The sequence below is a fragment of the Stenotrophomonas sp. 05N37 genome, from assembly GCF_056397365.1.
Window position 1 is genome coordinate 130275 of record NZ_JBFTNG010000002.1, and the last position, 22929, is coordinate 153203.

Annotated in this window: 28 protein-coding genes; 7 read left to right on the plus strand and 21 right to left on the minus strand. The window is 68.3% G+C overall.

Annotated elements, in window-relative coordinates; genetic code table 11:
• Positions 1-106 precede the first annotated feature (106 nt).
• The 10 genes from rapZ to AC1DGC_RS07250 form a co-directional block, all read right to left on the minus strand.
• A complete protein-coding gene (gene rapZ / locus AC1DGC_RS07205; RefSeq protein ID WP_394163898.1) occupies positions 107-1003 on the minus strand; it encodes an RNase adapter RapZ in 897 nt (298 codons plus the stop codon).
• Entirely contained in the window at positions 1000-1950 is a 951-nt protein-coding gene (hprK, locus tag AC1DGC_RS07210) for an HPr(Ser) kinase/phosphatase (RefSeq protein ID WP_259203663.1), read from the minus strand. The genes rapZ and hprK overlap by 4 nt, the downstream gene beginning before the upstream one ends.
• Entirely contained in the window at positions 1947-2399 is a 453-nt protein-coding gene (locus AC1DGC_RS07215) for a PTS sugar transporter subunit IIA (RefSeq protein WP_259203665.1), read from the minus strand. Before AC1DGC_RS07215 ends, hprK begins: the two co-directional genes overlap by 4 nt.
• Positions 2400-2420: 21 nt before the next feature.
• Positions 2421-2738, minus strand: coding sequence for a ribosome hibernation-promoting factor, HPF/YfiA family (gene hpf, locus AC1DGC_RS07220; protein WP_259203666.1), 318 nt, complete (start codon positions 2736-2738; stop codon positions 2421-2423).
• 58 nt (positions 2739-2796) lie between these two features.
• Complete coding sequence (locus tag AC1DGC_RS07225) at positions 2797-4236, minus strand: RNA polymerase factor sigma-54 (protein ID WP_478047530.1); 1440 nt, start codon at positions 4234-4236, stop codon at positions 2797-2799.
• A 41-nt stretch (positions 4237-4277) separates the two neighbouring features.
• A complete protein-coding gene (gene lptB / locus AC1DGC_RS07230) occupies positions 4278-4997 on the minus strand; it encodes an LPS export ABC transporter ATP-binding protein (protein WP_259203671.1) in 720 nt (239 codons plus the stop codon).
• Positions 4997-5551, minus strand: a complete 555-nt coding sequence (lptA, locus tag AC1DGC_RS07235) for a lipopolysaccharide transport periplasmic protein LptA (protein WP_259203674.1) — start codon at positions 5549-5551, stop codon at positions 4997-4999. Before lptA ends, lptB begins: the two co-directional genes overlap by 1 nt.
• A 149-nt stretch (positions 5552-5700) precedes the next feature.
• A complete protein-coding gene (gene lptC / locus AC1DGC_RS07240) occupies positions 5701-6261 on the minus strand; it encodes an LPS export ABC transporter periplasmic protein LptC (protein ID WP_259203675.1) in 561 nt (186 codons plus the stop codon).
• Positions 6258-6806 (minus strand): KdsC family phosphatase, encoded by a 549-nt coding sequence (locus AC1DGC_RS07245; RefSeq protein WP_478047531.1) that lies wholly within the window; start codon positions 6804-6806, stop codon positions 6258-6260. Before AC1DGC_RS07245 ends, lptC begins: the two co-directional genes overlap by 4 nt.
• A gap of 41 nt (positions 6807-6847) precedes the next feature.
• Complete coding sequence (locus tag AC1DGC_RS07250) at positions 6848-7849, minus strand: KpsF/GutQ family sugar-phosphate isomerase (protein WP_259203682.1); 1002 nt, start codon at positions 7847-7849, stop codon at positions 6848-6850.
• A 53-nt stretch (positions 7850-7902) separates the two neighbouring features.
• Between AC1DGC_RS07250 and AC1DGC_RS07255 the strand changes: the two genes are divergently transcribed.
• From AC1DGC_RS07255 to AC1DGC_RS07265, 3 genes are all read left to right on the plus strand, one after another.
• Positions 7903-8136 (plus strand): BolA family protein, encoded by a 234-nt coding sequence (locus tag AC1DGC_RS07255; protein WP_259203684.1) that lies wholly within the window; start codon positions 7903-7905, stop codon positions 8134-8136.
• A 118-nt stretch (positions 8137-8254) separates the two neighbouring features.
• Complete coding sequence (murA, locus tag AC1DGC_RS07260) at positions 8255-9529, plus strand: UDP-N-acetylglucosamine 1-carboxyvinyltransferase (RefSeq protein ID WP_259203687.1); 1275 nt, start codon at positions 8255-8257, stop codon at positions 9527-9529.
• Positions 9526-9837, plus strand: coding sequence for an EF-hand domain-containing protein (locus tag AC1DGC_RS07265; protein ID WP_259203688.1), 312 nt, complete (start codon positions 9526-9528; stop codon positions 9835-9837). Before murA ends, AC1DGC_RS07265 begins: the two co-directional genes overlap by 4 nt.
• Before the next feature lie 66 nt (positions 9838-9903).
• On the opposite strand, the gene AC1DGC_RS07270 is transcribed toward AC1DGC_RS07265, so the two are convergent.
• From AC1DGC_RS07270 to purM, 7 genes are all read right to left on the minus strand, one after another.
• Positions 9904-10587, minus strand: coding sequence for a DUF3108 domain-containing protein (locus tag AC1DGC_RS07270; RefSeq protein WP_259203690.1), 684 nt, complete (start codon positions 10585-10587; stop codon positions 9904-9906).
• Positions 10588-10589: 2 nt separating this feature from the next.
• Positions 10590-11378 carry a DUF3108 domain-containing protein gene (locus tag AC1DGC_RS07275; protein WP_259203693.1) on the minus strand — a complete coding sequence of 263 codons (789 nt, stop codon included), beginning with the start codon at positions 11376-11378 and terminating at the stop codon, positions 10590-10592.
• Between the two features lie 67 nt (positions 11379-11445).
• The gene (gene purN / locus AC1DGC_RS07280) at positions 11446-12105 is read right to left on the minus strand and encodes a phosphoribosylglycinamide formyltransferase (protein WP_394163895.1); all 660 of its coding nucleotides are present in this window, start codon (positions 12103-12105) and stop codon (positions 11446-11448) included.
• Positions 12102-12713: a DUF2238 domain-containing protein gene (locus AC1DGC_RS07285; RefSeq protein WP_478047799.1), complete on the minus strand. Its 612-nt coding sequence runs from the start codon at positions 12711-12713 to the stop codon at positions 12102-12104. Before AC1DGC_RS07285 ends, purN begins: the two co-directional genes overlap by 4 nt.
• A gap of 47 nt (positions 12714-12760) precedes the next feature.
• Positions 12761-13222, minus strand: a complete 462-nt coding sequence (locus tag AC1DGC_RS07290; protein ID WP_394163894.1) for a hypothetical protein — start codon at positions 13220-13222, stop codon at positions 12761-12763.
• On the minus strand, positions 13219-13632 hold the full coding sequence (locus AC1DGC_RS07295; RefSeq protein ID WP_394163893.1) for a hypothetical protein: 414 nt from the start codon (positions 13630-13632) through the stop codon (positions 13219-13221). The genes AC1DGC_RS07290 and AC1DGC_RS07295 overlap by 4 nt, the downstream gene beginning before the upstream one ends.
• Positions 13633-13654: 22 nt before the next feature.
• Entirely contained in the window at positions 13655-14680 is a 1026-nt protein-coding gene (gene purM, locus AC1DGC_RS07300; protein WP_478047800.1) for a phosphoribosylformylglycinamidine cyclo-ligase, read from the minus strand.
• Positions 14681-14818: 138 nt separating this feature from the next.
• Between purM and AC1DGC_RS07305 the strand changes: the two genes are divergently transcribed.
• The 3 genes from AC1DGC_RS07305 to hda are packed head-to-tail and all read left to right on the plus strand — an operon-like array spanning position 14819 to position 17816.
• On the plus strand, positions 14819-15940 hold the full coding sequence (locus tag AC1DGC_RS07305; RefSeq protein WP_259203702.1) for a DUF2066 domain-containing protein: 1122 nt from the start codon (positions 14819-14821) through the stop codon (positions 15938-15940).
• Complete coding sequence (locus AC1DGC_RS07310; RefSeq protein WP_259203705.1) at positions 15937-17109, plus strand: AI-2E family transporter; 1173 nt, start codon at positions 15937-15939, stop codon at positions 17107-17109. The genes AC1DGC_RS07305 and AC1DGC_RS07310 overlap by 4 nt, the downstream gene beginning before the upstream one ends.
• Positions 17106-17816 (plus strand): DnaA regulatory inactivator Hda, encoded by a 711-nt coding sequence (hda, locus tag AC1DGC_RS07315; RefSeq protein ID WP_259203707.1) that lies wholly within the window; start codon positions 17106-17108, stop codon positions 17814-17816. Before AC1DGC_RS07310 ends, hda begins: the two co-directional genes overlap by 4 nt.
• 681 nt (positions 17817-18497) lie before the next feature.
• On the opposite strand, the gene murU is transcribed toward hda, so the two are convergent.
• The 4 genes from murU to AC1DGC_RS07335 all read right to left on the minus strand — a co-directional run bounded on the left by murU (position 18498) and on the right by AC1DGC_RS07335 (position 22115).
• Positions 18498-19199, minus strand: a complete 702-nt coding sequence (gene murU, locus AC1DGC_RS07320) for an N-acetylmuramate alpha-1-phosphate uridylyltransferase MurU (RefSeq protein ID WP_449334908.1) — start codon at positions 19197-19199, stop codon at positions 18498-18500.
• Positions 19196-20221 carry an aminoglycoside phosphotransferase family protein gene (locus tag AC1DGC_RS07325; RefSeq protein ID WP_449334907.1) on the minus strand — a complete coding sequence of 342 codons (1026 nt, stop codon included), beginning with the start codon at positions 20219-20221 and terminating at the stop codon, positions 19196-19198. The genes murU and AC1DGC_RS07325 overlap by 4 nt, the downstream gene beginning before the upstream one ends.
• Before the next feature lie 61 nt (positions 20222-20282).
• Positions 20283-20552: a GlsB/YeaQ/YmgE family stress response membrane protein gene (locus AC1DGC_RS07330; protein WP_259203711.1), complete on the minus strand. Its 270-nt coding sequence runs from the start codon at positions 20550-20552 to the stop codon at positions 20283-20285.
• Positions 20553-20621: 69 nt separating this feature from the next.
• Complete coding sequence (locus AC1DGC_RS07335) at positions 20622-22115, minus strand: M20 family metallopeptidase (RefSeq protein WP_259203713.1); 1494 nt, start codon at positions 22113-22115, stop codon at positions 20622-20624.
• A gap of 199 nt (positions 22116-22314) precedes the next feature.
• Here AC1DGC_RS07335 and AC1DGC_RS07340 point away from each other — a divergent pair, with 199 nt between their 5' ends.
• Positions 22315-22644: a ComEA family DNA-binding protein gene (locus AC1DGC_RS07340; protein WP_259204878.1), complete on the plus strand. Its 330-nt coding sequence runs from the start codon at positions 22315-22317 to the stop codon at positions 22642-22644.
• Positions 22645-22929: the final 285 nt, after the last annotated feature.

Here is a 22929-nt window from a genome sequence, read left to right on the forward strand (position 1 = left end):
AACAGGTCAACATGAATTGGGGGTAGGGGGAGCCGCAGGGTCTGGCCCGGGAGCCCCCGACCGTTACCCGGGTGGCGGCCGGAGGACGCCGGCGACCGCCGTGCGATCAGTCCTGTTCGCGATGGAAGGTGGCCACCTCGGCCCAGCCCTGGTCGCGGGCATGCCGGGCCATGCGCTCGGCCATGTAAACCGAGCGGTGCTTGCCGCCGGTGCAGCCGAAGGCCACGGTCACGTAGCTGCGGGTGTCATTGCCCAGCCGCGGCAGCCAGGTGTCCAGGAAGTCGACCAGCTGGGCGGCATAGCGCTGGACGTCCGGCTGCGCATCCAGGTGCTCGCGCACGCCGGCGTCGCGGCCGGTCATCGAGCGCAGCGCCGGGTCCCAATGCGGGTTGGGCAGCACCCGCACGTCGAACACGAAGTCGGCCTCGGCCGGCACGCCACGCTTGTAAGCGAAGGATTCGAACAGCAGCGACAGCTTGTTGCCATGGGTGAGGGCGAACTCGGTCACCACCTTGCGGCGCAACTGGTGCACGTTGAGGCTGGTCGTGTCGATCACCGCATCGGCGGCGCGGCGCAGCGGCGCGGTCAGTTCGCGCTCGCGCGCGATGGCTTCCGGCAGCGACAGGCCCAGCTGGCTCAACGGGTGCCGGCGGCGGGTGTCGGCGTAGCGCTTGAGCAGGGTCTCGTCGGTGGCATCGAAGAACAGCAACTGCGCGTCCAGGCCGGCGGCCTGGGCTTCTTCGCGCCAGTGCGAGAGTTGGCTCAGGTCGCTCTGCCCGCGCACGTCGATGCCCACCGCCAGCCGTCGCGGGGCATCGGCATCGTGGCCGGCCAGCAGGCTGCGGACGAAGTCCGGCAGCAGGTTGATCGGCAGGTTGTCCGAGCAGTAGTAGTCGAGGTCTTCCAGGGTCTTCAGCGCGACCGTCTTGCCCGACCCGGACAGGCCGCTGACGATGATCAGGGTCGCGGCGGCTGGGGCGGAGGCGGGGGCGGGGGTACTCATGGCGTTCGTCGTTCCAACAGGTTGCTGTGGCGGGCGATGAACATCGCCGCGGGGTCGATACCCTTGGTACGCAGAATGTGCAGCCGGGTGGCCGCCTCGGTGAGTACCGACAGGTTGCGGCCGGGCATGACCGGCAGGGTGATCAGCGGCACGTCCAGGTCCAGCACGTGGCGGGTGCCGGAATCGCCGGTCAGGCGCTCGTAGCCGTGCGGGGTGGGTTCGGTCATGGGCTTGGTCAGGTGCACGATCAGGCGAAGGTACTTGTTCTTCTTTACCGCCGTATCACCGAACATCTCGCGCACGTTGAGCACGCCCAGCCCGCGCACTTCCAGCAGGTCCTGCAGCAGTTCCGGACAGGTGCCGTCGAGCACGTCCGGGGCGATCTGGGTGAATTCGGGGGCGTCGTCAGCCACCAGCCGGTGGCCGCGGCTGAGCAGCTCCAGCGCCAGCTCGCTTTTGCCCGACCCCGCCTCGCCGGTGATCAGCACCCCGATCGAGTAGATCTCCATGAACACGCCATGCAGGATCACCCGCGGTGCCAGGGTGCGGGCCAGGTGGTAGGAAAGGTGGTTGAGCAGTTCGTGGCCACGCTTGGGCGAGATCCACAGCGGGGTCTGCGATTCGTCGGCGGCCGCGCGCAGGTCTTCCGGGCAGGGCTGGTTGCGGGTGATCACCAGCGCCAGCGGGTGCGACTGCATGATCCGTTCGATGGTTTCCCAGCGCTGCCGCGAATCCAGCGAATCCAGCCAGGACAGTTCCTCGGTGCCCAGGATCTGCACCTTGTTGGGGTAGATCGCGTTGAGGTAGCCGGCCAGCGACGGGCGCCGCGACACGGTGTTGCCCGCTTCCAGTTCGCGGCGTTCGCCCTGCTGCCCGGCGATCCAGCGCAGGGCCAGGCGGTCGCGTTGCTGTTCGAACAGCTCACGCGCGGTGATGCTGGTATTCATGCGGCGCTCGCCGGCGGGGGGAATTCGATGACCCGACGCAGTGCCTCGCCGTCGCGCGCTTCGCGCAGCGCCTGGCGGATGGCCGGCTCGGAAAACAGCTCGGCCAGCTCGGACAGCAGCATCAGGTGTTGATGGGTGTAGTGGGCGGGAACGGCAATGGCGAACACCAGGTCCACCGGTTCGTCGCCGCCGAACGCGATCGGCGCTTCCAGCCGCAGCAGGGCGCCGCGGGGGCGCTCGAGCAACGGGGCGCGGCCGTGCGGGATGGCGATGCCATGCCCGATCGCGGTACTGCCCAGCAGTTCGCGCTGGCACAGGTTCTGGTAGATCTGCTCGGCGTTGGCTTCGCGGCAGGCCAGCAGCCGGGCGGCGGCGAGCAGGACGCTGTCGCGATCGGCGGCCGGCAACACTTGCGTGCGCACGGCCGCCAGAAGATCAGTCAAGGGCATGTCGGGGGAAGAGCGAGGACGTCAGTCGTCATTGTCGCCCACCGGCAGCGGTGCGTGCTGCTGTTTTTTCTCCTTGTGCTTGATGACAAGGCGGTCGAGCTTGTCGGCCAGGATGTCGATGGCGGCATACATGGTCTGGCCGCCGGCCTCGGCATGCAGGGTCTGGCCGGGGACATTGGCGCTGGCGTCGACGTGGTGCTCGTTCTTGCGCAGGCCAAGGGTCACGCGCACCTCGCAGTGCTGGTCGAAGTGCTTGCCCAGGCGCTGCAACTTGGTCTCCACATACTCCTGCAGGGCCGGGGTCACTTCTACATCCTTACCAAACGTCTCGATGCGCATCGGGTTTCTCCTTTGTTCGGATTTGCCAATGAACCTTCCCGCCTGGCGCGGTGAAGCGTCAGACGATTCTTACCCTTTCGTGCGAGGCGGAAATGTTCATGGCCTCACGATACTTCGCCACGGTGCGGCGCGCCACCGGTATTCCCGAGGTTTTGAGCAGGTCAGCCAGCTTGGCGTCAGAAAGCGGTTTGCGCGGGTTCTCATCATCGATCAGGCGGCGGATCATGGCCTGGATGGCCGTGCTGGACGCTTCCCCGCCGCTGTCGGTGTCGATGCCCGAGGCGAAGAACGCGCGCAGCGCCAGGGTGCCGCGCGGGGTGCGCACGTACTTGCGGGCGATGGCGCGGGAAATGGTCGATTCGTGCAGGCCCAGTTCGCCGGCGACCTCGCGCAGGGTCAGCGGGCGCAGTGCCTGTTCGCCGAACTCCAGGAACGCGGCCTGCTGCTGCAGCAGGCTGCGCATGACCCGCAGCAGGGTCTCCCCGCGCGCCTCCAGCCCCTTGAGCAGCCAGCGTGCTTCCTGCAGGTGGGCGCGCAGGTAGCCGGCGTCGGCATCGCCGCAGCGGCGGATCATCTGTTCGTAGCCGCGGTGGATCACCACCTTGGGGCCGGCGTGGGCGGCCAGGGCGGCGCGCCAGACCCCGTTCTGGCGCCAGACCACGCAGTCGGGCACCACATAGCTGTCGTGGGCCAGTTCGCCGATCTGGGTGCCGGGGCGCGGGTCGAGCGAACGCAGCAACTGGACGGCGGTGTCCACCTCGGCCAGCGGTTCGCGCAGTTCATGGGCCAGACCGGCGACGCCGCTGCGCGGCAGCCGCTCCAGCGGGCCGTCGGCGATGCGCCTGGCCAGGGCCAGGCCGGGGGTCTCCGGGGCGAGCACGTCCAGCTGCAGCTGCAGGCATTCGCCCAGGCTGCGCGCGCCCACCCCGATCGGGTCGAAGCGCTGGATCTGGTGCAGCACCGTGAGGATCTCGGCTTCATCGGCGTGAATGGCCGGCAGCAGGGTTTCGGCGATCGTCGACAGCGGCTCGCGCAGGTAGCCGTCGTCTTCGAACGCGTCGATCAGGGCTGCGCCGATGCTGCGGTCGCGGACGGACAGGTGCGACAGGTGCAGTTGCCACAGCAGGTGGTCGGCCAGGCTTTCGGTCTCGGCCACGCGCTCGGCGGCGCTGCCGTTGTCGTCATCGTCGAACGACCCGCCGCTGTTGCCGCTGCTCCAGTCGCCCTCGCCGGGCGCCCAGTCATCGCTGGCCGTGGCCTGGTGCTCGCCGTCGGTGTGGGTATCGGTGGGGGTGGCCGGGCGATCGTCGTCGCCGGGCGCCACCTCCAGGCCGGGCTCGGCGTTTTCCGCCCAGTCCAGCAGGGGGTTGGTTTCCACCGCCTCGGCGATTTCCAGCTCGAGTTCGGCGCTGGACATCTGCAACAGCTTGATCGCCTGACGCAGCTGCGGCGTCATGACCAGTTGTTGCCCCAGCGATGTCTGCAGCCGTGCTTTCATGCCTGTGCCGAACGAAGGGAAGGCGTTGCGACGGCCGCCGGTCAGAGCTTGAAGGTGTCTCCAAGGTAGACGCGACGGACATCGGCATTGTCCAGGATCGCGTCCGGTGACCCCTGCGCCAGTACGCTGCCTTCGTTGAGGATATACGCGCGGTCGCAGATTCCCAAGGTTTCGCGCACATTGTGGTCGGTGATCAGCACGCCGATGCCACGCTGCTTGAGGTGGGTGACGATGCGCTGGATCTCCCCGACCGAGATCGGATCGACGCCGGCGAAGGGTTCGTCGAGCAGGATCAGGCGCGGGCGCGCGGCCAGCGCGCGGGCGATCTCGCAGCGGCGGCGCTCGCCACCGGACAGGCTGGCGCCCAACTGGTCGGCCACGTGGCCGAGCTGCAGTTCATCCAGCAGCGAATTCAGCTCTTTCTCCCGCCCGGCCTTGTCCAGGTCCTCGCGCAGCTCCAGTACCAGGCGCAGGTTGTCGGCCACGGTCAGCTTGCGGAACACCGACGGCTCCTGCGGGAGGTAGCCCACGCCCTGCTTGGCGCGGGTGTACATCGGGTCGGCGGTGATGTCCTTGCCGTCCAGCACGATGCTGCCGGCGTCGGCCTCGACCAGCCCGACGATCATGTAGAAGCAGGTGGTCTTGCCCGCACCGTTGGGGCCGAGCAGGCCCACCACTTCACCGGCTTCGAGGGTCAGGCCGAAATCCTTGACCACTTCGCGCTGCTTGTAGCGCTTGCGCAGGCCTTTGGCGACGAGCATTACTTCTTGCTCCCGGCGGTGGGGACGGTGGTCTTGGTGGCCGGCGTGGCCGCCGCCGGCGCGGCGGTCTTGTTCTTGGGCGGAATCACGGTGCGCACGCGGGTGCCGTCGCCACCGCTGTTCATTTCGCCGGTGCGGGTGTTGTAGGTCATCTTCTGGCCGGCATTGGTGCCGCGTGCGCTCTTGACGTGGTAATTGCCGGTCATGGTCAGCACTTCGGACTTGATGTCGTAGTCGATGCGGTCGGCGCTGGCATCCATCCAGGTGCCGTCATCGAGCTGCTGCTTGAGCTTGGCCTGTTTGCCGGTGAACACCGCGCGCACCGCCTCGCCGTCCTTCATGTAGATCTCCGCGTCCGAGGAGCGCAGGTCCAGGGTGCCCTGGGTGACGATCACGCCCTGGGAGAGCACGGTCTTGCCATCGCCAACCAGGGTGCCCGACTGGGCGCCGGCGTCGATGGCCATGTCTTCGTTGCGGTCGGTGGACTTCGCGCTGACGGCGAAGGCGGGGACCAGAAGGCTGATCGCACAGGCGGCTGCAAATAGGATCTTCATGGAGTTGGTTTGTCCTGCCAGTGTTGGGGGCGTGGCCGTGGTCGGCCGGGCATCGTCGGGGTCGTGGCCAGGCGGGGGCGCGGCCGGTGAATCGGGTGGTGCTGTGCCGCCGGCGCCGGTCCTGAGGACGTCGCCCGGGCGGCACCGGCTCAGCGTTGGGGCGTGTAGCGGCCCTTGGACTGGCTCAGGAACTGGTAGGTCTTGCTCTTGGAATCCAGCTCGAAGCCGACCCCGGACTGGGTCATGCCCGGGCGGGTCATGGTGACCAGGGCATCGGTTTTGGCACGGTTTTCCTTGGGAAACACGTCCAGGTGGTCGGTGCGGAAGGTGGTGGGCGGCACGCTGGCGACCTTGGGGCTGTCGCCGCTGACATTGCCGCTGAGCTTGAGCTGGTCGCCCTTGGCGCTCACCCAGCCCTTCTCGCTGCGCAGTTCCCAATGGTTGCCTTCGTTGTCGGGCAGCAGGAACAGCGGGGTGGCGATGCTCATGGTCTCATCGCTGCGCGAGCGCTCCAGCAGCGGCGCCTGCAGGGTGGTGGACTCCTTGCCCTGGTCGTCCAGCGCCACGATCTGGAAGTCGTGCAGCACGTAATCCTTGGTGCCGTCGTCGACCACCTCGGCCGCTGGTTTGTCGCGGTGGCGCAGCAGCGACCAGCCGCTCAGCAGCGCGGCGACCAGCAGCAGCCCGCCCAGGGCGGTGCGCCAGCTCATGCGCCGAACCTCGCCAGGACTGCATCCAGCTGGCCCTGGGCGGCCAGCAGCACGTCGCACAGCTCGCGCGCGGCACCGCGGCCGCCGTCGGCACGGGTCTGCCAGTGCACGCGCTCGGCGATCCAGGGGTGGGCATTGGCCGGGGCCACGGCCAGGCCGACCGCGCACAGCGGGGCCAGGTCGGGCAGGTCGTCGCCCATGAACGCCACCTGGTCCAGGCCGATCCCGTGGGTCTCGCACAGCGCGCGCACGCTGGCCAGCTTGTCGCCGACCGCGATCTGGGTGTCGATGCCCAGGTCCGCGCCGCGCTTCTGCGCCGAGAGGCTGTTGCGCGCGGTGATCAGCACCGGGTGGATGCCGTGCTGTTGCAGCAGTTTCAGGCCAAGTCCGTCCTGCACGTAATACGCCTTGCTCTCGTTGCCCTCACGGTCGTAGTAGAGCCGACCGTCGGTGAGCGTGCCGTCCACGTCGAAGCAGGCCAGCCGGATGCGGCCGGCGATGGCATGCAGGTGGGACGGGAAACCGGGCAGCGGGGAGTAGGGCATCGGCAGGGGGATCTGGCTGAATGGCGGAAGGGAACTGTGGTTTAAACCACCCGCGCCCGCAACAGGTCATGAATGTTGAGCGCGCCGACCAGCCGGCCGGCCGCGTCGACCACCATCAGGCCGGTGATCTTGTGGGTTTCCATCAGCCGGGCGGCTTCGGCGGCGAGCTGGTCGGCGCCGATGGTGCGCGGGTTGCGGGTCATCACCTCGGCGATCTTCGCGCTGCGCACGTCCAGTTCGGTATCCAGGGCGCGGCGCAGGTCGCCGTCGGTGAACAGGCCGATCAGGCGCTGGTCGGCGTCGACCACGGCGGTCATGCCCAGCCGCTTGCGGCTCATTTCCACCAGCGCCTCGCTCAGGCTGGCGTCGGCGCCGACCTGCGGCAGCTCCTCGCCGCTGTGCATCACATCGGTGATGTGCAGCAGCAGGCGCCGGCCCAGGCTGCCGGCCGGGTGCGAGCGGGCGAAGTCGTCGGCGGTGAAGCCGCGCGCGTCCAGCAGGGCCACCGCCAGCGCATCGCCCATCGCCAGCGAGGCGGTGGTGCTGGAGGTGGGGGCCAGCGCCAGCGGGCAGGCCTCGGCCGGCACGCTGACGTCCAGATGCACGTCGGCGGCCAGGGCCAGGCTGGACTGCGGGCGGCCGGTCATGGCGATCAGCCGGTTGCCCTGGCGCTTGAGCACCGGCAGCAGCATCAGCAGTTCGTCCGACTCGCCGGAATAGGACAGCGCCAGCACCACGTCGTCCTCGGTGATCATGCCCAGGTCGCCGTGGCCGGCTTCACCGGGATGCACGTAGAAGGCCGGGGTACCGGTGGAGGCCAGGGTGGCGGCGATCTTGCGCGCCACGTGGCCGGACTTGCCCATCCCGGTGGCGACCACCCGGCCCTTGCCCTGCAGCACCAGCTGGCAGGCCTGGCTGAAGGCATCGCCGAGGCGGTCGGCCACCGCGGCCAGGGCGTCGGCCTCGATCTGGAACACGCGGCGGCCGCTGGCGACCAGTGCCGCAGCGTCGGCCGGATGAGGGAGCAGGGGCGATACAGCCATGCGGGCGCCACGCGGAAGAGTAGAATGAGCGCTCATTTTATTAGGAAAGCCCGTTGGACGCCGAGACCATCCGCAATCTGATCGAAACCGGCCTGCCTGGCGCCCGCGCGGACGTGCAGGGCGACGACGGCGTGCACTTCGAGGCCACCGTGGTCTGCGACGCCTTTGCCGGCAAGCTGCCGCTGGCGCGCCACCGCATGGTCTATGCCACCCTCGGCGATCTGATGGGCGGGGCGATCCACGCGCTGGCGCTGAAGACCGTGACCACCGCCGAAGGCGCCGGTTGATTCCGGACGCCCCCTCGCGCGTTATTCAGCCGACCCACGGTCGGTTCTGCTCAGCCGACCAACGGTCGGCTCTACCTGCCGACCCACGGTCGGCTCTACCTGACCCCAAGTAGACTCCATGGCCAAGATCGTAGTGACCGGCGGCAAGCCGCTGCACGGTGAAGTGAACATTTCCGGCGCCAAGAACGCCGTCCTCCCCATCCTGTGCGCCACCCTGCTGGCCGACGCACCGGTGGAAATCACCAACGTGCCGCACCTGCACGACGTGGTCACCACCGTGAAGCTGCTGGGCGAACTGGGGGCCAAGGTCACCATCGACCAGGGCACGCTGTCGCGTGGCAGCGCGATCGTGGTCGATCCGCGCCCGGTCAACCAGCACGTGGCCCCGTATGAGCTGGTGCGCACCATGCGCGCCTCGATCCTGGTGCTGGGCCCGCTGCTGGCCCGCTTCGGCGCCGCGGAAGTGTCGCTGCCCGGCGGCTGCGCGATCGGCTCGCGTCCGGTGGACCAGCACATCAAGGGCCTGCAGGCCCTGGGTGCCGAGATCACCGTGGAGAACGGCTTCATCAAGGCGCAGGCCAAGCGCCTGAAGGGCGCCCATTTCACGTTCGACATGGTCAGCGTCACCGGCACCGAGAACGTGCTGATGGCCGCCGTGCTGGCCGAAGGCACCACCGTGCTGGACAACGCGGCGATGGAGCCGGAAGTCACCGACCTGGCGCACTGCCTGATCGCACTCGGCGCCAAGATCGAAGGCCTGGGCACCGCCCGCCTGGTCATCGAAGGCGTGGAGAAGCTGTCCGGCGGCCGTCATGAAGTGCTGCCCGACCGCATCGAAACCGGCACCTTCCTGGTGGCCGCGGCGATGACCGGCGGCAAGGTCACCGTCAACCGCGCCCGCCCCAACACCATGGACGCGGTGCTGTCCAAGCTGGTGGAAGCCGGCGCGAAGATCGAGACCACCGACGACAGCATCACCCTGGACATGGAAGGCAAGCGCCCGCGCGCGGTCAACCTGACCACCGCGCCGTACCCGGCCTTCCCGACCGACATGCAGGCCCAGTTCATGGCGCTCAACTGCGTGGCCGACGGCGTGGGCGTGATCAACGAAACGATCTTCGAAAACCGTTTCATGCACGTCAATGAACTGCTGCGCCTCGGCGCTGACATCCAGGTGGAAGGCCATACCGCGATCGTGCGCGGCAGCGAGCACCTGAGCGGTGCGCCGGTGATGGCCACCGACCTGCGCGCGTCGGCCTCGCTGATCCTGGCCGGCCTGATGGCCGAGGGTGACACCACCATCGACCGCATCTACCACCTGGACCGCGGCTACGAGAACATCGAAGAGAAGTTGTCCTCGCTCGGCGCCAGCATCCGGCGCGTGGCCGCATGATCCTGCGCGGGACGTTCACCCGCCGCCGCAAGGCGCTGCTGGTGCTGGTGCTGGTGGTGCTGGCGTGGCTGGGCTATGCCTGGTACGCCGACATCGCCATCACCCAGGGCATCGAGCAGCAGGACATGGACTGGAACGCGGACGGCACGGTCAGCCGCAACGAAGTGCTGCAGGCGTTCTATGCAGTGGGCATCAAGAGCACCCAGGAAGGCAACCGGCACTGCCGCACCTTCTACTGGCGCAGCAGCGGCGAGCAGATCCGCGTGGACTGCAAGACGGTGTTTGGCGAGGACGCCAGCAAGGAATGAAAAACGCCCGCGCAAGCGGGCGTTTTTCATCGGGCGGGCAGCCGACCCAGGGTCGGCGCCATGCCGTCAATTCATCCCTTTGATCGTCAGATCCAGCGCATCCTTGCCGCTCTCACGCTGCAGCAGGCGGGCCGGCACCGGGAACTCCTTGACGATCCAGGCGATCAGTTCCTTGTTGCCATCGGTGCGCGAGACCTTGGTGGCGTCGTAGGACTTGCCGGCCACGTTGATCTTTTCCTGGCCGACCACCTTGTAGGTCATCGGCTTGATCCGGCCCTCGTCGACCATGCGGTAGGTGAGCGGCTTGCCGGCGGCCAGGTCGCGGGCGATCGCCAGGTTGATCAGCAGTGCGTCCATGTCGCCGGTCTTCAGCGCGACCGGGCCGCGGCGGTCCGGCTTCACATCGCCGGTCCAGGTGGCCTGGTTGCTGCTCCAGTTGTAGGTGGCATCCACGTTGCGCTTCTTCACCAGCAGCACCGAGCGATCGTTGCTGCTCAGCGGGCGCAGGCGCCCGTTGCTTTCGTCGAAGACCGTGCTCTGGCTGAGGTCGGCCAGCTGGTTCTTCACCTTCAGGCTGTAACGCCACTTGTTGGCGCCTTCGCTGGTGAGGGTCATCGTGCCGTTGGCCTGCATGCCCATGTAGCTGGCCAGGTAATCGGCCTTGAACGGCTCCAGGGCCATGGCCGGCAGGCTCACCAGGGCCAGTGCGCCGGCGGCGATCCAGGTCAGCGGGCGGTTGATCAGGTTCATGCTCAGACTCCTTGGTATTCGATCAGGCGCAGATCAATCCGATCTTCGCCATCTTCGCGTTGCAGGATGCGCACCGGCGTGGGGACACCGTTGGCGATCCAGAGGATGGTTTCGTCATTGCCGCCGTTGGTCCGATGGACCCGCAGCGCGTTGTAGGACAGGTCGCCGACCTGCACGTTCTCGGTATCCGCGGCGGCCTGGTAGTCGTGCTGGCGCACGCGGCCCACGTCCACGTAGCGGTAATGCATCTGCCCACCGGGGCGGGCGTCGCGCATGATCGCCAGGTTGATCAGCAGCGCGCTCTGGTCGCCCGGCTGCAGCGCGATCGGCTGGGTGCGCTCTTTCTTCAGGTCGCCCAGCCACTGCGCCGTGCCGGCCTGCCAGTTGTAGGTGCCGCTGACCTTCTTGCCCAGGAACAGGCCCTTGCGCACGGTGGCCTGGCTGATCGGCACGTAGGTGTCGCCGCGCTTCTCGAACACGGTGCTCTGTTCCAGGTTCAGCCCGAGCACGCTGGCGAAGCCGCGCCGGCCGACCACCTGCATGTCCACCCGCCACTGCGCGCCGCCGGTGTGGGTGACCCGCATGGTGGCATCGCCGGCGTCCTTGCCCTTGTACAGGGCCTGGTAGGTCGCGGTGAACGGTTCCAGCGCGGGCGCTTCCCAGCTGATCGCCGGCACGGCCGGCAGCGGCGGCGTTGCCGCTGGCGCCGGCGGTTCCTGCGCCTGTGCGATCGCCACGGTGCACAGCAGGGATGCGAGCAGCAGCACTGGCTTGGACGAAGTGATCTTCATGCGGACGGGAAAAGGGGGGAGGGGAGAGGATGCCAGCGCGAGGATCAGCGGCGCGTGTGCGCGCGGCTCACCCGTTCAGCTTGCCGGCGCAATCTAGGCGCAACGGGATAAACAGGGGGTGACCGTCCACCTCCAGCTGTCCCTCGCGTTCAGCCACGCGGCCGGCCACCAGCCATTGCAGGCTCGCGATCAACAGCGGGTGTTCGACCGCCAGCACGCGCTGGGCAAGGGTTTCCGGGCTGTCTCCGGGCTCCACCGGTACCCGCGCCTGGGCCAGCACCGTGCCGGCATCCAGTTCGGGCACCACGAAATGCACGCTCGCGCCATGCTCGGCATCGCCGGCCTCCAGCGCCCGTGCGTGGGTGTGCAGGCCCTTGTACAGCGGTAGCAGCGAGGGGTGGATGTTGACCAGGCGGCCCGCGAAGCGCGCCACGAACGCCGGGCCAAGGATGCGCATGTAGCCGGCGCAGACCACCCAGTCGGGGCGGAAGCCGGCCAGCGCATCGCCCAGCGCCGCATCGAAGCTGTCACGGTCGGCGAACGCTTTGGGCGAGCGGGCCCAGCGGCGCTCGCTCGCCACGTGGTGCAGCGCCGGGGCGTCGGGTTTGTCGGACAGCACCGCGACCACCTCGGCGTCGAGCCGGCCGGCTTCGATCGCGGCCAGGATCGCCTGCAGGTTGCTGCCGCGCCCGGAGGCCAGCACCGCGATGCGGCTGCGCGTGCTCATCGGCCAGCCTCGAGGCGGGCCAGCGGCCACACCAGCACGCTGCCAACGGTGGCCAGCAGCATGTCCGCGTGCGCATCCCACATGTCGCCCTGCTGGCCGTTGTAGGCCTCAGCGGCTTCCGGCGAAAGCAGCAGTGCGATGCCCCATTCCAGCCATTCGTAAACCAGGCTCGTACACATCACCGCCATGACGGCCAACGCGAAGGCCTGGCCGGTGCGCAGGGCCGGCCACGCATGCCGGGTCAGCTGAGTGAGCGCCGGGGTGAAGCAGACGCCGTACAGCAGGTGGATCAGCCGATCGAAGTGGTTGCGTTCCCAGCCGAAGGTTGCGTTCGGCGACCAGTGCACGGCCGCCTGCAGCCACGCGTCGTACGGCACATTGGAATACAGCCAACGCGCAGCGATGCAGTGGATGGCGATGAATCCGCAGATGGCGGCGAACGCGCCGCTGCCTAGCGGCCAGCGGCGGTCCACCCACCACAGTGCCACCAGGCCGATCACGGTAAGGGTGCTGTGCAGCCCTTGTTCGAGCGGCCACATCGGCTGGACCCAGGTGAGCGCGAACACCCCGAGTACGCCGGCGAACGCGGCCCGCTTGGGCGGTGCCATGCGCCGCGCACGCGCCAAGCCGGACACGGGCAAGGTGCTGCCGCCACTCATGCTGCGACCGTACCGTCGGCGGCACTGAAGCTGGCCACCACCTCCGGGCGCAGCAGCACGATCAGGGTGAACACGCCCAGCACCGTGCCCAGCGGCATCAACATGCACGCCAGCGCCGCCACCACCAGGCACAGCGTATGCCGGCGCTGGCGGGCCAGGCAGCGGCCGGCATAGGCCATGAAGCCGGCCAGGGTCAGCCCGCACAGGATCAGGATCGAGCCGATCGCGATGAAGATCCAGCCGAACAGCCGGGTCTCATCAGGCGACGCCGCCCCGCCATTGCTTTCAAGGGGCATCGCGCCACTCAGCGCAGCGATGCCGATGCCCACATGGATCAACGGAAACAGCGAGAACAGCGCGGTCAGGCCGGCCAGGACGTAGTGGAAGATCGACAGCAATCGCAGGTGCGACGTGTCTTCCAGCGACAGTGGAGAGGTCGGCAGCACGGGCGTGGTCATGGCCGGTTACGTCCGAACAGGGCCTTTACGGCCGGCCGAGTCAGCAGGATCAGCGTGGGCACACCGAGGGCGATGGCCGGGAAGGTCACGCATGACACGCCTGCAGCGACCATGCATGCGGCGTAGCCACGGCGGCGGGCCAGGCAGATGCCCGCGATCAAACATACGACCGCCATGCCCGCCGGAATCGCCGCAGACAGATAGGGGAGCGCATCAGCCCACGGTGCCGGTGGCCGCGCTTGCGCCGACATGTCCGCGAACATGTCGTTGACGATCCACCAGCTCGGGATCGTCCACAGCAACAGCAGCACGGCCATGATGACGTGCAGCCTCGGCAGCCAGCGCAGGAGAAGCTCGTCTGTGTGGCTCAGGCCGTGGGCATTCGGCGCAACGGGAATCGATGCATCCATGCGCAACTCCTTCAGTGGAATGTCAGCCGATCCGCACGCGCTCGGCGCCGTCGGCCGGGGTGACCTTACCGATGGTCCACTGGGCGAGGCCTTGGGCCTCGACGGCGGCGGTCACGCTGGCCACCTGGTCGGCGGCCACGATCAGCACGAAGCCGATGCCGCAGTTGAAGGTGCGCCACATCTCGCTGTCGGCGACCGCGCCTTCCTTCTGCAGCCACTGGAACACCGGCGGCAGGGTCCAGGCGTCGGCCTTGATGTCCAGGCCCAGGCCCTCGGGCACCACGCGGATGATGTTCTCGGTGAGGCCGCCGCCGGTGATGTGGGCCATGCCGTGGATGGCCGGGCCGTGGCTCTTCAGCAGGGCCAGGATCGGCTTGACGTACAGGCGGGTCGGCGCCATCAGCGCATCGACCAGCTTGACCCCGCCGTCCAGCTCCAGGTCGGCCGGCTGGCCGGCGCGGTCATAGATGCGGCGCACCAGCGAATAGCCGTTGGAGTGCGGGCCGGAGGAGGCGATGCCGATCAGCACGTCGCCGGCAGCCACGCTGGCGCCGTCCTTCAGTTCGCTCTTCTCGACACCGGCCACGGTGAAGCCGGCCAGGTCGTACTCGCCCGGGGCGTACATGTCCGGCATTTCCGCGGTCTCGCCGCCGATCAGCGCGCAGCCGGCCTCGGTGCAGCCGTTGGCGATGCCGCCCACGACCGCCGCGGCGGTGTCGATGTCCAGCTTGCCGGTGGCGAAGTAGTCCAGGAAGAACAGCGGCTCGGCGCCCTGCACCAGCACGTCGTTCACGCACATGGCGACCAGGTCGATGCCGATCGTGTCGTGCCGGCCCAGCTGTTGTGCCAGCTTCAGCTTGGTGCCCACGCCGTCCGTCCCCGACACCAGCACCGGCTCGCGGTACTTGTTGGACAGGTCGAACAGCGCGCCGAAGCCACCCAGCCCCCCCATGACCTCCGGGCGGAAGCTGCGCTTGACCAGCGGCTTGATGCGCTCGACCAGTTCGTTGCCCGCGTCGATGTCGACGCCGGCGTCGCGGTAGGTCAGGGGGGAGGGGTTGGACGGGGAATTGGTCACGGGCGTCGGCGCTGCGCTGGGGTGAAAGCGCGATTTTAACAGGCCACGTTGGCGCGCAGGCCCTATTCGGGCAACAATTCCCCCCGGATACGCTCAATGGAAGTCCTGATGCGCCGCAGCCTCTTTTTGATGATGCTCCTCACGCTATGCCTGCCGGTGGCCACGATGGCCCAGAGCGGACTGCGAACCGAAGGCGACGTGGCCACGGCCAGCGGTGCTTATGAAGCCGAAGTCCCGGTCAACAGCCAGGCCGACGGCGACCGCAATGGCGCCCTGGCACGTGCGCTCGGCGTGGTGCTGGGCAAGTTGTCCGGCGACCGCAGCGTGATGGGCCGCCCCGGGGTGGGCCAGGCGCTGCGTGGGGCCAAGGATTACGTGGCCAGCTACGACTACCGCCAGGACCAGAGCACCTCGGCCAGCGGTGCACCCAGCTTCCGCACCATGCTGGTGGCGCGCTTCCGCGAGGACGACGTGGATGGCCTGATCGCCGCGCTGGGCCTGCCGTTGTGGCCGCAGCCGCGGCCCAAGCCGGTGGTCTGGCTGGCCATCGACGATGGCTCCGGCCCGCGCCTGGTCAGCGTGCAGCAGGCCAATGCGGCCCGTCCGCTGCTGAACCGTGCGGTCGAGCGTGGCTACAAGTTGGGCCTGCCCGGCGGCAGCGCGGCCGAACAGGCCCTGGTCGGGGCGATCTGGCGCCAGGACACCGCCGCGGTCGCCCGCGCCTCCTCGCGCTACGCCCCGCCGATGCAGCTGGTGGGCAAGCTGTACCGCGCCAACGGCGGCTGGGTGGCCGACTGGGTGTTCGTGGACGGCGGCAAGGAACTGAACAAGTGGACCACCAAGGACAGCGACGCCCGCCGTGCCATGGCCGGCGGCGCCGATGGTGCCGCCGATGCGCTGGTGCGCCGCTATGCCAAGCCCGGCGTGGCCACCGGCGCGGCCGGCAGCTACACCATCGTGGTGGTGGGGCTGGACAGCGCCGAGGACTACCTGCGCCTGGCCGCCGGCCTGCGTGAGAACCCGGTGGTGCGCAACATCACCCCGCTGCGCGCCTCCGGCAACCGCCTGGAGCTGTCGCTGGACATGACCACCGGCCTGGCCGGCCTGAATCGCATGCTCGGCGACAACGGCGTGATCGCGCCGCTGGCCCCGCTGCCGGTGCCGGTCGATGCCAATGACCCGCCCGGCACCCCGCCGCCCCCGGCCAGCAACGAGTACCGCCTGCGATGATCCTGACACCCGAAGCAGAGATCGCGCAGTTCCTGCGCCGCCTCAAATACGTGTTGGCGGCGCTGGCGGTGGGCTGGGTGATCTGGCTGCTCGGCCCGATCCTCACCCCGTTCGTGCTGGCCCTGGCGCTGGCCTGGCTGGGCGACCCGCTGGTCGACCGGATCGAGGCCACCGGCCGTTCGCGCAATACCGGCGTAGTGCTGGTGTTCGTGGCGATGGTGCTGATGCTGACCGCCGCGCTGCTGATCCTGGTGCCGATGATCGAGCGCCAGATCGCCACCCTGATCGCGGCCATCCCGCAGGCCCAGCAGTGGCTGATGCAGACCGGCATCCCCTGGTTCGAGCAGAAGACCGGGCTGGAGATCATGCAGTGGATGGACCCGGACCGGCTGATCGAGTGGGTGCGCAGCCATTGGCAGCAGGCCGGCGGCTTCGCCAAGACCTTCTTCGGCTACGTCTCGCGCTCGGGCTTCACCATGGTGACCTGGGTCGTCAACCTGCTGCTGCTGCCCATCCTGGCGTTCTACTTCCTGCGCGACTGGGACAAGCTGGTGGAGCGGGTGGCCTCGATGATCCCGCGCAACCACATCGGCACCATCACCAAGCTGGCGCGCGAGTCCGATGAAGTGCTCGGCGCGTTCATCCGCGGCCAGTTCCTGGTGATGATCGCGCTGGGCGTGGTGTACGCCGCCGGCCTGTCGCTGGTCGGCCTGAAGCTGGGCCTGTTGATCGGCCTGGTGGCCGGCCTGATCAGCTTCATCCCGTACCTGGGCGCGACCACCGGCATCGTGATGGCGATCGCCGCCGCGCTGGTGCAGGCACAGGGCTTCGACCTGAAGCTGCTGATCCTGGTGGGCGTGGTGTTCACCGTGGGCCAGTTGCTGGAAAGCTACGTGCTGACCCCGCGCATCGTCGGCGACAAGATCGGCCTGCACCCGGTGGCGGTGATCTTCGCGGTGATGGCCGGTGGCCAGCTGTTCGGCTTCCTCGGCATGCTGCTGGCGCTGCCGGTGGCGGCGGTCAGCAACGTGCTGCTGCGCTATGCGCACCAGCGCTATCGCCAGAGCGATCTGTATGCCGGTGAGAAGTCGGCGATCGTGCTCGATGCCTACCTGGACAAGCCGACCATCATCGTGGATACCTCGCCGAAGGCGCCCGACCCGCAGTGAGCGTCGTTCCGCAGCTGCCGCTCGCCCTGCGCTACCCGCAGGACGAGCGGCTCGAGACCTTCATCGGTGCACCCGACGGTGCGCTGGCGCAGCTGCGTGCGATCGCGGTGGGAGCCGCGCATGACTGGGTGTACCTGGAAGGCGCGGCCGGCACCGGCAAGACCCACCAGGCGCTGGCGATGTGTTCGCTGGCCGAGCAGGCCGGGCGGCAGCCGACCTACCTGCCGTTGAAAGCGGTGGTGGGGCGCACCCGCGCCGCACTGGAGTCGCTGGAGGGGCGTGATCTGGTCGCGCTGGACGGGTTGGATGCCGTCGCCGGGCAGCGCGAGGACGAAGTGGCGCTGTTCGATTTCCACAACCGCGCGCGTAGTGCCGGTATCACCCTGCTGTACACCGCGCAGCATGCGCCGGACCAGCTGGGCCTGGTGCTGCCGGACCTGCGCTCGCGTCTGCAGCAGTGCGTGCGCCTGCACCTGCAGCCGCTGGACGACGAAGGCCGCGCAGCCGTGCTGCGCGAACGCGCGCTGCGCCGCGGGCTGGCGATCGACGAAGCGGCGATCGAATGGTTGCTCACCCGCACCGGCCGTGAACTGGGCAGCCTGGTGAGCCTACTGGACTGGCTGGACCGCGAATCGATGGCCGCGCAGCGGCGCATTACCGTGCCCTTTCTGCGCCAGGTGCTGGAAGACGGCCCACACCGCCTGTAGAGCCGACCGTTGGTCGGCAGCTCTTCTGGTCTTTTCAAGGCAGCCGACCAACGGTCGGCTCTACGAGCGCCGGTTGGTTGGCTGCTGTTCTGCGCCAGGTGCTGGAAGACGGCCCACACCGCCTGTAGAGCCGACCGTTGGTCGGCAGCTCTTCTGGCCTTTTCAAGGCAGCCGACCAACGGTCGGCTCTACGAGCGCTGGTTGGTCGGCTGCTGTTCTGCGCCAGGTCCTGAAAGACAGCCCACACCGCCTGTAGAGCCGACCGTTGGTCGGCTGCTTTTCTGGCCTTTTAACGGCAGCCGACCAACGGTCGGCTCTACGAGCGCCGGTTGGTCGGCTGCTGTTCTGCGCCAGGTCCTTGAAGACGGCCCACACCGCCTGTAGAGCCGACCGTTGGTCGGCTGCTCTTCTGGCCTTTTCAAGGCAGCCGACCAACGGTCGGCTCTACGAGCGTCGGTTGGTTGGCTGCTGTTCTGCGCCAGGTCCTGGAAGACGGCCSACACCGCCTGTAGAGCCGACCGTTGGTCGGCTGCTCTTCTGGCCTTTTCAAGGCAGCCGACCAACGTCGGCTCTACGAGCGTCGGTTGGTTGGCTGCTGTTTGCCTGGCCTTTTCAGGGCAGCCGACCAACGGTCGGCTCTACGGGTGATCAGGCGTGGCGCCCGCTCTGGTACCCGTGCCGTCAGCGCAGCTGCGCATCCAGCTGCGCCAACCGCTCCGGGGTGCCGACGTCGGTCCATTGGCCGCGATGGTGCTGGCCGCTCACGCGTCCCTGTGCCATCGCGTGCCGCAACAACGGCGCCAGGCCGAACTGCGGCGGCTGCATCGCCGCACCGGCGGTGTCGCCGATCACCGTGCGCCAGCCGTCGAGGATGCCCGCCCGGTATACGCCGATACCGGCATAGGTCAGGCGCGTTGCCTCGCCCACGTCGTCGACCCGGCCATCGGCATGCAGGATGAAATCCCCGCGCGGGTGCTGGGCGGGATTGTCGACCAGCAACAGGTGGGCGTCGCCGGCCGGCGAGGCGGGCAGCGAGCCGAAATCCACGTCGGTCCACACATCGCCATTGACCACCAGGAACGGCGCATCGCCGAGCACCGGCAGTGCATTGAGGATGCCGCCGCCGGTTTCCAGCGGTTCGGCGCCCTCGGCGAGCAGGTGCAGGCGCAGGCCCCAGCGGCTGCCGTCGCCCAGTGCTGGTGCGAACTGATCGCCCAGCCACGCGGTGTTGATCACCACGTCCTCGATGCCGGCGGCGGCCAGGCGCTCCAGGTGCCACACGATCAGCGGCTTGCCACCGGCCACCAGCAGTGGCTTGGGCGTGTGCAGGGTCAGCGGGCGCATGCGCTCGCCCTTGCCTGCCGAGAAGATCAACGCCTTCATGGGCGCGCCGGGATCGGGCCGGCCAACTGCGCCAGCGCCGGCTTGATGCGCCGCTGCAGCAGGTCGTCCAGCGCGGCCAGTTCGGGGTGGCGCGGCAGCACTTCGTCCAGGTAGGCGATGAAGCGCGGCGCATCCTCGAAGTAGTGGCCCTTGCCGTCGCGATCGCGCAGACGCACGAACAGGCCGAGGATCTTCAGGTGGCGCTGCACGCCCATCCAGTCGGCATCGCGCAGGAACTGCGGCCACGGCCGCACCGGCAGGCCGGCGGCCAATGCCAGGGCGTGGTAACGCGCCAGCCAGGCGTCCACTTTCTCCAGCGGCCAGCTCAGGAAGGCATCCTTGAACAGGCTGACCGGGTCGTAGGCGATCGGGCCGCGCACCAGGTCCTGGAAATCCAGCACCGCCGGGCCGCCGTCGACCGGCATCAGGTTGCGCGGCATGAAGTCGCGGTGGGTGAGCACCTGCGGCTGGTTCAGGGCGTTGTCCATCAAGCGGCGATGCGCCAGCTGCAACTGTTCCAGCTCGCCGCAGTCCAGCTGCAGGCCGAGGTGGCGCTGCAGGAACCATTCGTCGAACAGGCCGGCATCGCGTTGCAGCAGCGCCTCGCCGAAACTGCCCATGCCCTCGGGCACGGGAATCTGCTGCAGGCGGATCAGCTGCGCGAAGGCGGCGTCGAACCACGCATCGGCGTTGTCGGCATCGATGTGCCGGGCCAGCGTGGGGCCACCCAGGTCTTCCAGCAGCAGGAAGCCCTGCTCGACATCGCGTTCCAGCACGCGCGGCACGCGCACGCCGTTGGGCTCGAGCAGGTCATGCATGCGCAGCCACGGGCGCACATCTTCCAGCCCGGGCGGGGAGTCCATCACGATGTGGCTGCCGGCCGCGCTGGTGGTACGCCAGTAGCTGCGGAAACCGGCGTCGACCGAGGCGCGGTCCAGCGCCAGGTGCGGGTCGCCGAGCGCGGTGCTGGCCCACTGTCGGCGAAGCTCGGCGCGCAGGGGATCGGAAGCGGGATCGTTCATGGACGGGTACGTCGAAGCGGCACCGTGCAGGCGCCAGGGAAGGGGGAGGAGGCGGAGATGATCAGCGTTTGCCGCTGACCAGTCGCAACAGGGCCAGGATCGCCACGGCACCGAGTACCGCGCCGAGGAAACCGGCCGGTTCGCCGGCGGCATACCAGCCCATGTACTGGCCGAACCAACCGGCCAGCAGGGCGCCGACGATGCCCAGGCCGATGGTCAGCAGGCAGCCCATGCGGTTGTTGCCGGGCATGAAGAAGCGCCCGAGCAGGCCGACCACGAAGCCGACCAGGATGATGTAGAGCCAGCTGGTGCTGCCGAACAATCCGTTCATGCCATCTGCGCCTTCGGAGGGTGGACGCAGCCTAGCAAGGCCAGGCTGCGTCCGTCACGACGTGTGCGATCAGCAGCAGCCGTGGCCGCCGTGGCGGGTGCCGCTGTCGGCGGCGACCGGCGAACCGCTGGTTTCGCCACGCAGGCTGGCCGCGTAGTGCTCGCTGATCACCTTGGACACGCAGGCAGTGACTTTCTTGCCCATCGGGATGTGCAGGAATTCGTTCGGGCCGTGCGCGTTGGAATGCGGGCCGAGCACGCCGGTGATCATGAACTGCGCGCCCGGGAACTTCTCGCCGAGCATGCCCATGAACGGGATCGAGCCGCCTTCGCCCATGTACATCGCCGGCTTGCCGAAGAAGGTCTGGCTGGCGTCGTCGATCGCCTGGGTCAGCCACGGCGCCATCGCCGGCGCGTTCCAGCCGCTGGACGCCTTTTCCAGGTCCAGCTTCACTTCCGCGCCGTTGGGCGGATCGCGCAGCAGGGCTTCCTTGAGCAGCTCGCCGCAGGCCTTGCCGTCGGCGGTCGGCGGCAGGCGCAGCGACAGCTTCACTGCGGTATGCGGGCGCAGCACGTTGCCGGCGGAGGCCAGCGGCGGCATGCCGTCCACGCCGGTCACCGACAGCGCCGGGCGCCAGGTGCGGTTGAGCACCAGTTCGGCCAGGTCATCGTTCATCGGGCGCAGGCCGTCGACCATCGGGAATTTCTCGAAGATGGCGGTGTCCACCACCTCGGCAGCACGCTTGGCCTGCTCCTGGCGCTCGGCCGGGATCTCCACGTGCATGCCGTCGATCAGGATGCGGCCGGTGTTCTCGTCCTCGATCCGCGACAGCAGCTGGCGCAGCAGGCGGAAGCTGGACGGGATCACGCCGGAGGCATCGCCGGAGTGCACGCCTTCGTTGAGCACCTTGACCGAGAAGTTGCCGCCGGTCAGGCCGCGCAGCGAGGTGGTGCACCACAGCTGGTCGTAGTTGGCGCAGCCCGAATCCAGGCACACCACCAGCGACGGCTTGCCGATGCGGTCGGCCAGGTGGTCCACGTAGGCCGGCAGGTCGTAGCTGCCCGATTCTTCGCAGGCTTCGATCAGCACCACGCAGCGTGCATGCGGCAGGCCCTGTTCCTGCAGCGCCAGCACGGCGGCCAGCGAGCCGAACATGGCGTACCCATCATCGGCGCCGCCACGGCCGTACAGCTTGTCGCCGCGCAGCACCGGCAGCCACGGACCGAGATCGGCATCCCAGCCGGTCATTTCCGGCTGCTTGTCCAGGTGGCCGTAGAGCAGGATGGTGTCGTCGCCGGTCTCGGCGCCAGACGCCGGAATTTCCAGCAGCAGCAGCGGCGTGCGGCCTTCCAGGCGCACCACCTCCACGGTCAGGCCGGGCAGGTTCTGGGCCCGGGCCCAGGTTTCCATCAGGGTGACGGCCTGTTCCATGTAACCGTTGGCGACCCAATCTGCGTCGAACATCGGCGATTTGTTGGGAATGCGGATGTAATCGACCAATTGCGGGACGATCTCGCTGTCCCACTTTTCATTGACGAATTGGCCGAGTTTGGCGCTGTCCATCTGAAACTCCGGATGCATTGGCTAGTCCTCACATTCTACGCCGCTGGCAGGGGTAGGGATTTCCCTACACCACGTCAGGTATTTGGCTGGCTGTGTGAAGGGGCTGTGGACGATAGGCTGTGTGTATGTGGCGAGGGAGGCTGGGGCCTCCGACGGGATAGCCGGCAGGACCCGGTTCCGAGCCACAAGGAGTTGCAAGGTGGGGTCTTGGTTTTCGTGGAAGGCGCTTGCGCTGGGACTGCTGTTGATCGGGGCTGCTCAGGCGGCCAACCGCATCGACATCAATACGGCTGATGCGTCGACGCTGCAGCAGGGATTGACGAACGTGGGGCCGCACAAGGCTGAAGCGATCGTTGCGTACCGGCGACAACACGGACCTTTCCTCCGGGTCGAGGACCTGGCACGGGTGAAGGGGATAGGGACGAGAACGGTCGAACGGAATCGACAACGGATGACGACGGGGGTCATGGAGAGCCCCGCCGCGGAACCGCCCAGGAGGGCGTTGCCGGCAGCCGTACCAAGACGCTGACCAACAGGACAGGTCGGAGACAGGCAGGAGCCCGTCATCGCCGGTCGCGCAGGATGCGCGGCGGCACCGGCACACGCAGGGAGGCGGTACGCAGGGATGCGGCGCGGAAGGATCGGCGCGGAACCACCAGGACGGTGGCGCCCAGGCTCGGGAAGGGCTGTCATGGCGGAGCGATATTCGGCCGAGTGCAGGGAGCATGGCCGGCACCCAAACTGGGCAGGATGCACAGGGGGAAGGCGGGAAGCCGACAAGGATGTGATGATTGCCCGGTACTGCGCAGGGATG